Below are 14020 nucleotides of genomic sequence, written 5' to 3'. Positions count from 1 at the left end.
CCCCTCCAATAGAACACCACCACTGCCAGCTGATGCCGTGCCTTTGTTATTGGGCAGCCGCAAGCGCGCAACTTTAACAACGGCGAGGTGTTTAAATTGAAGGGTTAGTCCTGATTGCATGTAGGACTTTTCCTCACAAAAGCATAGCCAACCCTATGCCAGGCATTTGACCCACTACTCCGTGGTACTTGGGCTCCAGAAGGCCTGCACCACCAAGGCCGAGGTGGAAATGCGTGCGACCAGCGCGTCCAGCTCGTCACCATCGACAGACGTCACTGCCAGAGTCGCTTCGATCTCCACTTCTTCGCTGCCAAACGGGCGCACATCCACGTCACTGGCGGGATAGTTGCAACGCGCCAGCTCCGCTTCCAGCAAGGCCAGCACCGCCTTTTGCTGGGTACGCCGCGCAACGACATAAAGAATGTTGGTGACCTCCGCCGACACCACATCCAACGGCTGACGGTTAATGTTGTTGACGATTGGCCGCAGCAGCGTATTGGCCGCCAGCACAAACAAGGTGCCCAGCAACGCCTCGAGAATCAGGTCGGCACCGGCACAGGCCCCCACCGCGGCCGACGCCCAGAGCGTGGCGGCGGTGTTGAGACCACGTACATTGCCTTCTTCGCGCATGATCACCCCGGCACCGAGAAAACCGATGCCCGACACCACATACGCAACCACCCGCACCGCGCCTTCCGCGCCGCCCAGGCGGTTGGCCATATCGACGAAAATCGCCGCCCCCACCGCCACCAGCACATTGGTGCGCAAACCCGCCGTGCGCTGGCGGTACTGGCGCTCGAAGCCGATCAGGCCACCGAGGATAAACGCGGCGGACAGGCTGACCAGGGTATCGACCAGGGAATTGAAGTTGATGTTGTTGATGGCTTGCATGAAAAAACTCCATGAACGCTGCGGCACATTGAAAGGCCGCCGCACGGCTTTGCAGAAACGGGAGTTCCGGGCAGCAGGTCGCACACCGGGGTTACCCAGGTGTGGGTCAGCGTCGATGAGAGGGATTCAGGCAGGCGCCAGGAATGGCTGCTGCCGGGATGCCGCTTCTCGCTTGGGGCGAGACAACGGCATCGGGAAAATGCGCGCTACCTTGCCAAGGCTGTGCCGGTTACCAGGACCGGCCGACGACTGTCGCTCGAACAAGTACCCACTGAGGGTCTCCGCTATTGATGAAAACGGGCGAAGCTTACGCCCCGACTGCGGGAGAGTAAACCGTAGGAAAGTGTCCGTATTGTGAACAGGAAATTTCTTCAGAATAGGTTCAGGAACCACTTTCTTGAGCCCGGACGAGTCAGGGCCGATCCCGAACCACCCGCACCAGGTAGTCCTCAACCTGCCCACCCGCCAGCGCCTTGACCTGAATCGACACCCTGTTCACCTGCCGCCCCATGGTGATCCCCTCGCGAGTCCGCACCTGCACGTACCCAAGCCTGGGCCAGAAGCGTTCGGCCTTGGTATTGCCGACGACCACCGTCAACCGCAGCCATTGAGCCCCTTGCCCGGCAGCCCAGCGTTCAAGGTCCGCATGCAGCCGCTGAGCCAGCCCAGTGCCATGCAAGCGCGCCTCCACCAGCAGCAAGCCGATATGCCACACACCGACCGCCAATAAATCCGCGGCGATGTTCACCACGGCAACCAAGCGGCCTTCGGCATCGCGATAACCCAGCCAGTACATCCGAGTGCAACGCCAACCCGCCGGCAACGCACCCTGCAACTCTTCACGCGCCTCGGTCGGCGTGGCGGGCTCGCCGTTGACCGCGATGAAATACTCTGGCGCCTGCTCGAAAAACCGTTGCAACTCGGCTTCATCACGGTCGCCCAACTCAACCACCCGAATACCGTCAGTGGTGCAACCCGGCAACACCTGTCGATCAACGTCCATGTTCACCCCGCCTCACTCATCCCGCGTCAGCACTTCCAGCAATTCGATCTCAAAGCGCAGATTGCTGCCGGGCTTGATATGCGCGCCCATCGAGCGCTCGCCATACGCCAGGTGCGCCGGCACGAACAGTGTGCGTATGCCGCCCACCTGCATGCCCATCAGGCCTTGGTCCCAGCCCTTGATGACGCGTCCGGTGCCGATGACACACTGGAAGGGTTTGCCGCGCTCCCAGGATGAGTCGAACACAGTGCCGTCTTCCAACGTGCCCGTGTATTGGGTGGTGATCAGCGCGCCCTTGACCACGGTTTTACCGTCGCCCAGGCGGATGTCGGTGATCTGGAGTTCGTCGTTGCTCATGAAGGTCTCGTAGGATGCGTGAAGGCTGGGGTTTTCCCAGAACTGAGTGGGTTTGGCAAGTGCAGCGCGACACCGCGCGCCCACACGAAGCAACTCCCCTGCACTATCCTGAGCTCCAGGTGTCGTACTCCCATGCGCCCAACCGCCGGAGCCCCCATGCCCCAAGATGTCCTCGCCAAAGAAACCAACCGCCGCCAATTGCAGCAGATCATCTCCGGCCTGTCCGACGGGATCATCCTCGCCGAAGTCGACCAGACCCTCCTCTGGGCCAATGAAGCCGCACTGAGCATGCACGGTGTTGATAACGTCGAGGCGCTGGGCGCCAACACCCGGGAATACGCCGAACGCTTCGCCCTGCGTTATCGCAACAACCATCCTGTGCTGCTGGAAAACTATCCTCTGGCCCGTGCAGCAGCGGGCGATGAATTCAGTGACGTGGTGGTGGAGGTCACGCCCACCGACGATGCGGACAAGACCTGGGTCCACCGCTTGCGCAGCCTGGTGATCAGCGATTCACACGGTGCACCGGAGTTGCTGGTGCTGATCCTCAGCGACGCCACCGAGTGGGCCAGCGCCGAACAGCGCTTCGAAAAAACCTTCAATGCCAACCCCGCACCCGCCGTGATCTGCCGCCTGAGCGACCTGCGCTATATCAAGGTCAACCAGGGGTTTTCTGGAGATGACCGGCTACAACCGCGACCAGGTCATCGGTAAATCCGTCTATGAGCTGGACGTGCTGGAACACGCCGAGCGCAAGGACCTGGCCATCCAGCGCCTGGGCGAAGGGGCGACCATCCCGCAGATGCAGGCCGAGCTGAAATTGCCCGCGGGCGGCAGCAAGCTGGTGATCGTTGCCGGCCAGCCGTTGGACATGAACGAGGAAGACTGCATGCTGTTTTCCTTCACCGACCTGGAGCCACGGCGCAAGGCGGAGATCGCCCTGCGCCAGAGCGAAGAGCGCTTCGCCAAGTCGTTCCGCCTGACACCGGTACCGACCCTGGTGTGCAGCGCCGACAACCGCCAAGTGGTGGACGTCAACGAAGCCTTCATGAGCATCACCGGCTATATCAGCGAAGAACTGATCGGCAAAGCCATCGAAGACATCGACTTCATCGACAGCCCCCAGGCGGGTGCGCAGTTGTTTGCCACCCTGGAAAAGTCCGGCAACCTGGACGGTCAGGACCTCAAGGTGCGCAAGAAAGGTAACGAGGTGATCGACTGCGTGGTGTCTGCCGATACCGTGATCATCGAGGACGTGCCCTGCTACCTGCTGGTGCTGATGAACATCACCGAACGCAAACGCTCGGAGCTTGAACTGGTGGCCGCCATCGAAGAAGTGATGCAGGACGCCTCCTGGTTCAGCCAGACGCTGATCGAGAAGCTGGCCAACGCCAAAAGCGTCAACAGCCCCAACCTGCCGAACGTGGCCTTCACCGACCTGACTGCCCGCGAGCGGGATGTACTGGGCCTGATCTGCGAAGGCTTGGCCGACAAGGAGATCGCCTCACGCCTGAAACTGGCCCCCAACACCGTGCGCAACCATGTGGCCACGGTGTACTCCAAGCTCGGCGTGCACAGCCGCAGCGCTGCCATCGTCTGGGCCCGTGAACGCGGGCTGTTTGCCGGTGAACTGCGGCTTAAAAAGTAGGCGCTTGAAGTGCAAATGCACTAGTACACCTAGTGCGAATTCGCCTTATGGCGCGCGCGGGCAATCAATAACCTTCAGGTGTCGAAGTTCATGCCCTGAAGGAACCCGCATGTTTACCCTCTCTCAACTGCGAAATTGCATCGAAGAAGGCCTGTCGCCGCTGACGTGTGAATTCACCCTGTGCCGGGATGCGTCGCTGACCCTCAAGGTCTACGACGCACAAACCGGCCGGGTTGACCTGGTGGTGACCGGGATCAGCACCAATCGGCTGCAGACCCCGCAAGAAGTGGCAAAGATGGTGGACGAGCTGCGCTACGAACTGCAATGCAACACCGTCGGCAAGCTCACGCTGGAGGATTGGCCTTCAGCGACGCCCCAATGAAATAGAACACCCCACCGCCCACGATAAACGCCCCCAGCATGTAGAACATGTAGTGGGCCGGCAGGCTGGCCAGCACCAGCCCACACAACACCGGTCCCAGGGCCGCGCCGAGGTTGGACAGGTTCTGCGCGCCGTAGTACATGCCGCGCAGGTGGTCCGGGGCGATGCGGTCGATAAACATGTACTCGGCCGGGAACACGATAATCTCCCCCACCGTAAACACCGCCATCGCCAGTACCCACCACAGCACGCTGGTAGACAGCGCAAAGCCGATCAACCCCAGCATGAACATGCTCAAGCCGAAAATCAGCCATTGGCTCAGGTGACGGTGGGAAATGCGTCGGCCAATCACGTACTGCAAGGCAATCACCAGCACGGCGTTGGTGGTAAGGACCGCGCTGATTACGGTGTAGGTGTATTCCGCAGTGGTGGTGGTCACCAGATATTGCGACAGGTAGGCCGTGAACTGGCCGAACACCACCGCACTGAGCAGCCCGCCAAGGGTGAAGCACACCAGTCGGTGATCCTTCAACAGCACGCGGCCAACGGCCATAAACGACACCGGCTTCTGCGTCGCATCCACCGTGGTCAGCGTGCGGTCGCCCCAGCGCCAGTACAGCAGGAAAAACACCACCCCCAACAGCGCCGACAAGATAAACGGCAGGCTGATATCCAGCTTCGCCACCACTGCCCCGAACGCGGGCCCGACGGCATAGCCAATATTGGTCAGGGTGTACTTGATGGAGAACACCTCGCTGCGTGCCTCTTCCGGCAACAGGCTGGCGAAGCCGGCTTTCACCGCGATGTCGATAACCGCGTAAGCAAGGTTGATCAGGATCAGGCAGCTATAGAACGCCCAGATATTCTGCGCGAGGACCGTACCGATAAAGCCCAGCACAAACAGCACACTCAGGCCAAGCAGCAGCCGGTAGCTGTTGATGCGGTCGACAAGAAAACCGCCGTACACGCTGAGCAATGAACCGACGATCAATGAACTGCCAATCACCAGGCCGACCTGGGTGATGTCCAGGCCGAAGTGGCTGGTCAGGTAAATCACAAGATAGGGAAAGGTGATCGCCTTGGCCAACGTCAGCATCAACGTGGCGGACAGCAACAGGTTCACGGTGCGGGGGTAGTTTCTTATTGTGGCAAGCATCCTGCTCTCTTTTTTCAAGGTAACGCGGCCTCTACAGCCGGCTACCTTAACTCAGGAGCGGGGACAAAATGCAAGGTCATTTCTTGACGGGCGTGATCTCGAGAATCGTGCCGTTGGTGGTCTTGAGCAGCACAAATCTATCACCGACCCGTGCCCATTGGCTGTCTTGCTCCGGCTGCTTGAGGCCGCGTTTTTTCCAATCACTGACGGCCGATTCCTTGCGCATCAGAATGTCCGGCGCACGGTCGCCTTCTTTCAAGTCGCGGGTGTTGATATTGGAAGGCTGCACGGTTTCCTGCGGGGTATCACCGGCCTGCACGACAAAGCTGGCGGTGGACAGGCTGGTGGCGAGCAACAGGCTGGCAACGAGGGATTTGGCTTTCATGGGTGCTCCTTCAATCAATGGGCGTACCCAAGTTCCGACCGCTGCCACACGCGATCATTCAACCCGAATTTTCAAGCCTGCACCCAACCTGTGGCGAGGGAGCTTGCTCCCGCTGGGCTGCGCAGCAGCCCCAAAAGCCTCCACCGAGGACTATCTGAAAAACCGTAGCGCATGGGTGGGGGCCGCTTCGCGGCCCAGCGGGAGCAAGCTCCCTCGCCACAGGGGATTCAACAATCGCAGATAGCCCATTGCCCATATGAAATAATTCCTGTAATTTTTCATGAAATTATTCGACATAAATTTCATGACACCCCAAGAAGAACTCGCCACTCTCGCCGCGTTGATCCACGACCTGCGCAAGCACAAGAAGCTCACCCTCGCCCAGCTCGCGCAGAAAATCGAGCGTTCGGTGGGTTTCCTGTCCCAGGTCGAGCGCGGCCTGTCACGCCCGACCGTGGCAGACCTGACCGCCATCAGCCACGCCCTCGACGTGCCCACCACCTACTTCTACAGCCAGCCCAAACCGAAAGCGGTGGACTGGATCACCCGCCCCAACGAGCGGCGCACGGTGTATTACGCCAACGGCATCACCGACATCCTCGTGTCGCCAAGCATGAACGGTGCCTTTTCGATGCTCGACAGCCTGCTCGCCCCCGGCGCCAACAGTGGTGAACAGACCATGAGCGACCGCGCCGAACAGGCCGGTTTTGTGCTGGAAGGCGAATTGACGCTGTGGGTGGAGGGTGAAACCGATTCCGTCACCCTGGGCCCTGGCGACAGCTTTCACCTGGCCAGTTTCGCCCACTGTCGCTACGCCAACCTGACCGACCTGCCCGCCCGCGTGTTGTGGGTTTACAACTAGGAGCTGCACCCGTGAAAAGCCATTCCTCCACCTTGCTGGCCGAAGTACGGACCTTTCGCCAGAACCACCCCGACGTGCGTTACGTCGACCTGATCGCCCTGGACATTCCGGGGCATTTCTACGGCAAGCGTTATCCCATCGAGATGCTGGAAAAAGTCGCCGCCGGCAGCCCGCTCAAGCTGCCGCAGAACGCAGTGCTGCTAGGGGTTCAGGGTGGTTTGTTCAAGATTGGCGATTACTGCTTCAACGACGGCGACCCAGACGCCAACCGCCGCCTGGTGCCCGGCACACTCAAGCCGGTGAGCTGGGAATCGCAGCCGCTGGGGCAGATGCTGATCACCTCGGACGGCACCGAAGCGCCCATCGAATTCGAACCCCGCGAAGTGCTGGCCAAGGTGCTGGAACGTTTGCACCACAAAGGCATTCACCCGGTGGTGGCGTTTGAGCTGGAGTTCTACCTGTTCGACAAGAAACTCGCCGACGGCCTGCCGCAATTCGCCCGCGACCCGCTGAGCGACGACGCCGACGACCAGCCCAACCTGCATATCGAACGCCTGTCGCGCTTCAGCGACGTGCTCGACGACATGGCGCAAACGGCCAAGGCCCAAGGCATCGACATCACGGTGATCACCGCCGAAATCGGCCCCGGTCAGTTCGAGATCAACTTTGGTCACTTGGACGACGGCCTGCGCGCCGCCGACTGGGCTGCCCTGTTCTGCCGCAGCACCCGTGGCGTGGCGCTGAAACACGGCTACCGCGCCAGCTTCATGGCCAAGCCCTACCTGCAATACCCCGGCAGCGGCATGCACGTGCATGTCAGCCTGTATGACGCGGCGGGCAACAACCTGCTGGCGGCGCACCAGCAGCAACCGCTGCGCCATGCCGTGGCCGGTTGCCTGGAGTTGCTGCCGCACTGCATGCCGATCTTCTCGCCCAACCACAACGCCTTCCGCCGCCTGGGTGGCACGGTCAACGCCGCGACCCGCGCCAGCTGGGGCTTTGAAGACCGCGACGCCTGCGTGCGCATCCCCGAATCCGACCCGCGCAACCTGCGCATCGAACACCGCCTGGCCAGCGCCGACGCCAACCCGTATCTGGTGCTGGCAGCAATCCTTGTTGGCCTGGAACACGGCCTTGAAGCCAAGCGCGAACCCATCGCCCCGTTGAACGACGACCGCAGCAGCGGCACCGATTTCCCCGTGGAAATGCTCGATGCCGTACGCGCCATGCAACACCAAGCCGTATTGCGCGATAAGCTGGGCGCCGAATTTGTCGACGTGTACTGCGAGAACAAACGCCAGGACCACTTGGCGTTCCAGCAAGAGATCCACGCCAGGGAATACCGCTGGTTTCTCTAAATCACCCCATGGAATCACCGATGACCGACCAAAGCGCCCCGGCCCTGAAAGAAATCTTCAACGTCGAACGCCTGCAACACATCGCCAATGAGATGAGCGCGGTGTACCCGGCGTTCGATGCCAAGGGCTTTCTCAAGCACGCCAAGGCCGGGCTGGCCGAGTTGTCGGTGCTGCAGCGCATGGCGCGGGTCAGCGAGAGCCTGCACGCGGTGATCCCCCTCGACTACCCGCAAACCCTGGAACTGCTTTACGCCCTGGCACCGCGCCTGAACAGCAGCTTTGTCAGCCTGTTCCTGCCGCACTACGTGGCGAGCTACGGGCTGGATGACGTCGAACGCTCCATGGCCGCGCTCAAATATTTCACCACCTTCGGTTCCGCCGAATTCGCTATCCGCCCCTTCCTGCTGCGCGACTTGCCGCGCACCCTGGCGGTGATGCAAACCTGGTCGCTGGACGCCAACGACCATGTGCGCCGCCTCGCCAGCGAAGGCTCGCGACCGCGCCTGCCGTGGTCCTTTCGCCTGGCCGAGGTGCAAGCCAATCCCCAGCTGTGCGCATCGATCCTCGACAACCTCAAGGCCGACCCCAGCCTGTACGTGCGCAAGTCGGTGGCCAACCACCTCAACGACATCACCAAGGACCACCCGGACTGGGTCCTCACGCTGATCGAAGGCTGGTCACTGGACAACCCCCACACCGCCTGGATCGCCCGCCACGCCCTGCGCAGCCTGATCAAGCAAGGCAACACCCGCGCGCTGACGATCATGGGTGCAGGGGCCAAGGCCGAGGTGAAGATTCATCAGTTGAGCGTGACACCCGCGGTGATCAACCTGGGAGAGCGGATCAGCTTGTCGTTCAACCTGGAATCCACCGCCGACACCGCGCAGAAACTGGTGGTGGACTACGCCATCGACTACATAAAAAGCGCCGGGCACAGTGCGAAAAAAGTGTTCAAGCTCAAGGCGTTTACCCTGGGCGCGGGTGAACAGCAGAGCATTCGGCGCGAGCAACATATCCGTGAACTGACGACTCGCAAGCACTATCCCGGCAAACATGCCGTGCACGTGCTGGTCAATGGCGAGAAGCTCGCCAGCGCCGAGTTCGAACTGCTAAAACCCTGACATAAATCAAACAAAAGGCTCTATCTCGGGCCTTTCAGCCATATAAATTGTCGAACAATCCTCGCCTTCTCCGTTGCGATCCATTATCATCCGGCGCCTTCTCGCTACCTGCCAGGTAGCTGTTTCAATGTGTCACCCGAGGCGCCCATGTACCGTTTTGCGTTTTACCGTCCCTTGCTTGCCATCAGTCTGGGGCTCGCAGCTCCCTCCGTTTTCGCCGCGCTGCAACCCTTGGCCGAAGCCCCGCTGGCCAGCGACACCGAGCTGCATTGCCACTTCAACCGTGATGCCAGCACTGACTGCACCACCACCTACCACTACACCATCCTCAAGCCCAACGGCCGTGAGATGCTCTCGCGCATCGACTTCGACTACGCCGAAGGCGACACCTTTGAAGTGATCGCTGCGCAATCCACCCAGCCCGGCGCCAAGCCGGTTGCGCTGGCGGCCACGCAGATCGACACGCGCACCGCGCCCAACCCGGACCAGGGTTTCAGCCGCGACAAGCAGACGTCCCTGGCCTTTCCCAACCTGCGCGTCGGCACGCAGATCCGCTACACCGTGCGCGAGCACCGCCCCGCCAAGCCGCTGATGACGCAGTTTCACTACGCCCTCAAGTTCGGCCCCAGCGCGGCCCGTCGCGACCGCTTCAAGGCGCGGTTTACCGCCGAGCGGCCGATCCAGTGGCGCAGCGAGCTGTTCGATGGCTTCAAGGTGACGCCATCGGCCAACGGCAAGACCCTGGACGTGGTGCAAAAAGCCCCGACCTTTCTCAATTACATAAACGAATCATCCAACGCCGCGCTACTGCGCATCCCGCGTATCGAAGTGGGCAGTGCCATGGAGCAACAGGCGTACTTCGGTGATTTCGCCCAGCGCTACAACCAGATCCTCGGTGCCCGCCTGCCGCCACACAGTGCGGCCGCCGTCGCCGCCGCGCGCGACTTGGCGCCCGCCGAACGGGTCGGGGCGCTGATGCAACACCTCAACGATCACTACCGTTATCTCGGCGATTGGCGTGCCACCGAGCGCGGCTATGTACCGTTCAACCTGGCGGAAATCGAGCAGCATGGGTATGGCGACTGCAAGGATCTGGCGATCCTGCTGACCGCCATGCTCAAGGCCAGCGGCATCCCCGCCGAAACCGCCTGGGTCAGCCGTGGCGATGTGGTGGAGTCGCTGTTGATCCCCGGCACCAACGCGCCCAACCACGCCATCGTGCGCGCCGAAGTGGACGGCCAGGTCTGGTGGCTGGACCCGACCAACCCGGTCTTTGCCCCGGGCCAGACCATGCCCGATATCCAGGACCGCTGGGTGCTGGTCAACGACGCCCAGGGTCAGGTGCGCACAGAACATATCCCGCTGGAACGCCCCGAAACCAGCCTGCGCCTGGACAAGCAGGTGCACTACGACCAGCAAGGCAACGCCGCGATCCAGGCCACCCTCACCTTCAGCCGCCTGCCGCTGATGCAACTGAGCGTCGCCGACCGCCAGCAAGGCAGCACCGCCACCGACCAGAACATCTGCGCCAACTTCGGCCATGAAATCAGCGACTGCCACGTCAGCCGCGCGGCCAGCGGTTTTGTCGTTCACGACGGGTATCGCGTCAACGCAACCATGAACGACCAGCGCGCGCTGGAGAAACTGGCGGATGGCTACGTCTACACCGATGAGTCGCTCAAAGGCCGCTGGGATGCCTTCGTCTACTACCGCCGCCAAGGGCAGCAGGCCGACCTGGACCAGGGCAACCCGGAAACCAATGACTACACCATCACCCTGAGCGGTGGGCAGATGGATAAAGCCATTCCCGGCTGCCAGGTGCGCTCGCCGTGGTACGACCTGGACCTGGAAGGCCAGCGTGAAGACGGCGCGCTGCGCTATCACTATCGCCTGACCCAGAAGATGCGCTGGCTGACCCATGATGAAATGGTCAGCGCGGCGTTTGGGAAGATGGTCGACGAGGCACGGGCGTGTGCGGAGCAGGTGCATCAGGTGGTGAAGCTCTAATACCCACCTGACACAACCCTATTCCTGTGGGAGCTGGCTTGCCTGCGATGGCATCACCTCGGTTTGCCTGATACACCGAGGTGCCTGCATCGCAGGCAAGCCAGCTCCCACAAAAACTGCTCCCACAGGTTTAATCCGGTTTCAGTCAGTTGGACTCGCCGAGCAGCAAGCCTTGCTCCCGTGCACACAACTCCACCACGTAATCCCACAACACCCGCAACCGCACCGATTTGTGCAACTCCCGCCGCGAGCTGATCCAGTAGCTGCGCATGATCCCCTCCCCCGGCAGCAACGCCACCAACTCCGGGTCTGCCGAGGCCATGAAACACGGCAACACGGCAATCCCCAAGCCCGAACGCGCCGCCTGGTGCTGGGCGATCACGCTGGTGCTGTGGAACACCACCTTGGGGTTGCGGCAGAAGCTGCTGAGGAATTTCAGTTCCTGGCTGAACAGCAGGTCGTCGACATAATCGATCCACGCGTGCGCCGCCAGATCCTCGCGCTTTTCAATCGGCGGGTGGCGGTCCAGGTAGGCGCGGCTGGCGTACAGCGCCAGGCGATAGTCGGTGAGTTTGCGCGTGACCAGTTGATCGACGCTGGGGCGCTCCAGGTGGATGCTGATCTCGGCTTCGCGGTTGAGGATGCTGACGAAGCGCGGCACCGCCACCAGTTCCACTTCCAGGCCCGGGTAGCGCTCAAACAAACCACCCATGCGGCTGGCGAGGAACATCACCCCCAGCCCTTCGGCAACGCCCAGGCGGATCTTGCCCAACGGCGCGGCGCTATGGGTGAGTTCGTCTTCGGCCAGCAGCGCGACGTTTTCCATGGCTTCGGCGTGCTTGAGCAGGGCTTCGCCGGCGGGCGTCAGCTCGTAGCCCTGGGCGTGCTGCACGAACAGCGCGGTGCCGAGGCTTTTCTCGATGGCCTCGATATGCCGGGCGACGGTGGCGTGGGTGGTTTTCAGGCGTTGCGCGGCGGTGAGCAGGCGGCCGCTGCGCTGTAACTCGAGAAAGTAGCGCAGGTCATTCCAGTCGAACATATCGCCTCCCTCTCCATGGTCCCGGGTCGCGTTATTTCAACGCGCTGTTTAAAAACGCACAGCAGCTGGGTAAAAACTAACATTTTTAAGACGAAAACTAACAACTAGGATGGAGGCAATAAGAAAAACAAGCGAGACCCCAGATGCCCACTGCAACTGCTGAATACGATTACATCGTCGTAGGCGCCGGCCCCGCAGGCTGCCTGCTGGCCAATCGACTGTCCGCCAACCCCGCCCACCGCGTGCTGCTGCTCGAAGCCGGTGGCCGCGATAACTACCCCTGGATCCACATCCCCGTCGGCTACCTGTACTGCATCGGCAACCCGCGCACCGACTGGTGCTTCAAGACCGAAGCGCAGGAAGGCCTGCAAGGCCGTGCGCTGAGCTATCCACGGGGCAAGGTGCTGGGTGGCTGCTCGTCCATCAACGGCATGATCTACATGCGCGGCCAGGCTCAGGACTACGACGGCTGGGCGGCGGCCGGCAATCCGGGCTGGGCGTGGGACGATGTGCTGCCAGTGTTCAAAAAGAGCGAAAACCATTTTGCCGGTGGCTCGCAATTCCACAGCGACGGCGGCGAGTGGCGGGTCGAGCAACAGCGCCTGCACTGGCCGATCCTCGACGCGTTCCGCGATGCCGCCGCGCAAAGCGGTATCGCCAACATCAACGATTTCAACACCGGTGATAACGAAGGCTGCGGCTACTTCCAGGTCAACCAGAAGGCCGGCGTGCGCTGGAACGCGGCCAAGGCGTTTCTCAAGCCGATCCGCCAGCGGCCCAACCTCACGGTGCTGACCGAAGTGGACGTGGACCGCGTGCTCCTGGAAAACGGCCGCGCCACGCAAGTCGTCGGCCGCCAGTTGGGCCAGTCGCTAAGCTGGAAGGCGCGCAAGGAAATCGTGTTGTGCGCCGGTTCAGTCGGCTCGCCAGGTATTTTGCAACGCTCGGGGATTGGCCCCTCCGGCGTGCTCAAACCGTTGGGCATCGAAGTCGTGCGTGAGCTGCCCGGCGTCGGCGGCAACCTGCAGGACCACCTGCAATTGCGCCTGATCTACAAACTGGAAAACGCCCGCACCCTCAACCAGATCGCCGGTTCCGTGTGGGGCAAGCTGGGCATGGGCCTGCAATACCTGTACGACCGCAGCGGCCCGCTGTCGATGGCCCCCAGCCAGCTCGGCGCGTTTGCCCGTTCGGGCCCGGAACAGACCTCGGCCAACCTCGAATACCATGTGCAGCCGCTGTCCCTGGAGCGCTTTGGCGAGCCGCTGCACGCGTTCCCGGCATTTACCGCGTCGGTCTGCGACCTGCGCCCGCAAAGCCGTGGCCGCGTGGATATCCGCTCGGCCAACCCGGCGGATGCGCCACTGATCCGGCCCAATTACCTCAGCCATCCAGAAGACCTGCGCGTGGCCGCCGATGCCATCCGCCTGACGCGCCGCATCGTTGCCGCACCCGCCCTGCGCGCATTCAAGCCGGTGGAGTACCTGCCCGGCGATTCGCTGCAAAGCGAAGATGAACTGCACGAAGCCGCGGCGCGCATCGGCACGACCATCTTCCATCCGGTGGGCACCTGCCGCATGGGCAGCGATGCCGATGCGGTGGTCGACGCCCAACTGCGTGTGCACGGCGTGCCCGGCCTGCGCATCGCCGATGCCTCGATCATGCCGCGCATCACCTCCGGTAACACCTGCTCGCCCACGCTGATGATCGCGGAAAAAGCCGCGCAGCTTATTCTTTCGCCGAACACAAGGAGCCTCACCCCGCAGAGAGAAACGGTTCATGCAATCTGAATAGCGGCGCCACACCTGGCG

The 14020-nt window shown here is 61.9% G+C and carries 12 protein-coding genes and 1 pseudogene; 7 read left to right on the top strand and 6 right to left on the bottom strand.

The window, feature by feature from the left end; all coding sequences use genetic code 11:
• Window positions 1-174: 174 nt before the first annotated feature.
• From PSH87_RS10265 to PSH87_RS10255, 3 genes are all read right to left on the bottom strand, one after another.
• A complete protein-coding gene (locus tag PSH87_RS10265) occupies window positions 175-891 on the bottom strand; it encodes an MgtC/SapB family protein (protein WP_305433423.1) in 717 nt (238 codons plus the stop codon).
• 412 nt (window positions 892-1303) lie between these two features.
• Window positions 1304-1894 carry a GNAT family N-acetyltransferase gene (locus PSH87_RS10260; RefSeq protein WP_017737478.1) on the bottom strand — a complete coding sequence of 197 codons (591 nt, stop codon included), beginning with the start codon at window positions 1892-1894 and terminating at the stop codon, window positions 1304-1306.
• Between the two features lie 12 nt (window positions 1895-1906).
• Complete coding sequence (locus PSH87_RS10255; RefSeq protein ID WP_017737479.1) at window positions 1907-2251, bottom strand: FKBP-type peptidyl-prolyl cis-trans isomerase; 345 nt, start codon at window positions 2249-2251, stop codon at window positions 1907-1909.
• A gap of 156 nt (window positions 2252-2407) precedes the next feature.
• Between PSH87_RS10255 and PSH87_RS10250 the strand changes: the two are divergent.
• Both PSH87_RS10250 and PSH87_RS10245 read left to right on the top strand, forming a co-directional pair.
• Window positions 2408-3899: pseudogene (locus PSH87_RS10250) on the top strand (PAS domain S-box protein).
• A 109-nt stretch (window positions 3900-4008) separates the two neighbouring features.
• On the top strand, window positions 4009-4281 hold the full coding sequence (locus PSH87_RS10245) for a DUF1652 domain-containing protein (protein ID WP_017737481.1): 273 nt from the start codon (window positions 4009-4011) through the stop codon (window positions 4279-4281).
• On the opposite strand, the gene PSH87_RS10240 is transcribed toward PSH87_RS10245, so the two are convergent.
• Entirely contained in the window at window positions 4244-5437 is a 1194-nt protein-coding gene (locus PSH87_RS10240; protein ID WP_026136873.1) for an MFS transporter, read from the bottom strand. The two genes, PSH87_RS10245 and PSH87_RS10240, sit on opposite strands and share 38 nt — an antisense overlap.
• 76 nt (window positions 5438-5513) lie before the next feature.
• Window positions 5514-5822, bottom strand: a complete 309-nt coding sequence (locus tag PSH87_RS10235; RefSeq protein WP_305433420.1) for an RcnB family protein — start codon at window positions 5820-5822, stop codon at window positions 5514-5516.
• A 304-nt stretch (window positions 5823-6126) separates the two neighbouring features.
• Here PSH87_RS10235 and PSH87_RS10230 point away from each other — a divergent pair, with 304 nt between their 5' ends.
• The 4 genes from PSH87_RS10230 (at window position 6127) to PSH87_RS10215 (ending at window position 11170) form a co-directional block, all read left to right on the top strand.
• The gene (locus tag PSH87_RS10230; protein WP_124525170.1) at window positions 6127-6684 is read left to right on the top strand and encodes a helix-turn-helix domain-containing protein; all 558 of its coding nucleotides are present in this window, start codon (window positions 6127-6129) and stop codon (window positions 6682-6684) included.
• A gap of 11 nt (window positions 6685-6695) precedes the next feature.
• Window positions 6696-8042 (top strand): glutamine synthetase family protein, encoded by a 1347-nt coding sequence (locus tag PSH87_RS10225; RefSeq protein WP_305433417.1) that lies wholly within the window; start codon window positions 6696-6698, stop codon window positions 8040-8042.
• 20 nt (window positions 8043-8062) lie between these two features.
• Window positions 8063-9163, top strand: coding sequence for a DNA alkylation repair protein (locus PSH87_RS10220; RefSeq protein ID WP_305433415.1), 1101 nt, complete (start codon window positions 8063-8065; stop codon window positions 9161-9163).
• Window positions 9164-9310: 147 nt separating this feature from the next.
• A complete protein-coding gene (locus tag PSH87_RS10215) occupies window positions 9311-11170 on the top strand; it encodes a DUF3857 domain-containing transglutaminase family protein (protein ID WP_305433414.1) in 1860 nt (619 codons plus the stop codon).
• 145 nt (window positions 11171-11315) lie between these two features.
• On the opposite strand, the gene PSH87_RS10210 is transcribed toward PSH87_RS10215, so the two are convergent.
• Window positions 11316-12209: a LysR family transcriptional regulator gene (locus PSH87_RS10210; protein WP_305433413.1), complete on the bottom strand. Its 894-nt coding sequence runs from the start codon at window positions 12207-12209 to the stop codon at window positions 11316-11318.
• Window positions 12210-12352: 143 nt separating this feature from the next.
• Between PSH87_RS10210 and PSH87_RS10205 the strand changes: the two genes are divergently transcribed.
• Window positions 12353-13999, top strand: coding sequence for a GMC family oxidoreductase (locus PSH87_RS10205; RefSeq protein WP_305433412.1), 1647 nt, complete (start codon window positions 12353-12355; stop codon window positions 13997-13999).
• Window positions 14000-14020: the final 21 nt, after the last annotated feature.

The organism is Pseudomonas sp. FP453 (assembly GCF_030687495.1).
Classification (GTDB): domain Bacteria; phylum Pseudomonadota; class Gammaproteobacteria; order Pseudomonadales; family Pseudomonadaceae; genus Aquipseudomonas.
Note: the sequence above shows the minus strand (reverse complement) of the source record. Positions and strands in the feature narration are given on the sequence as shown.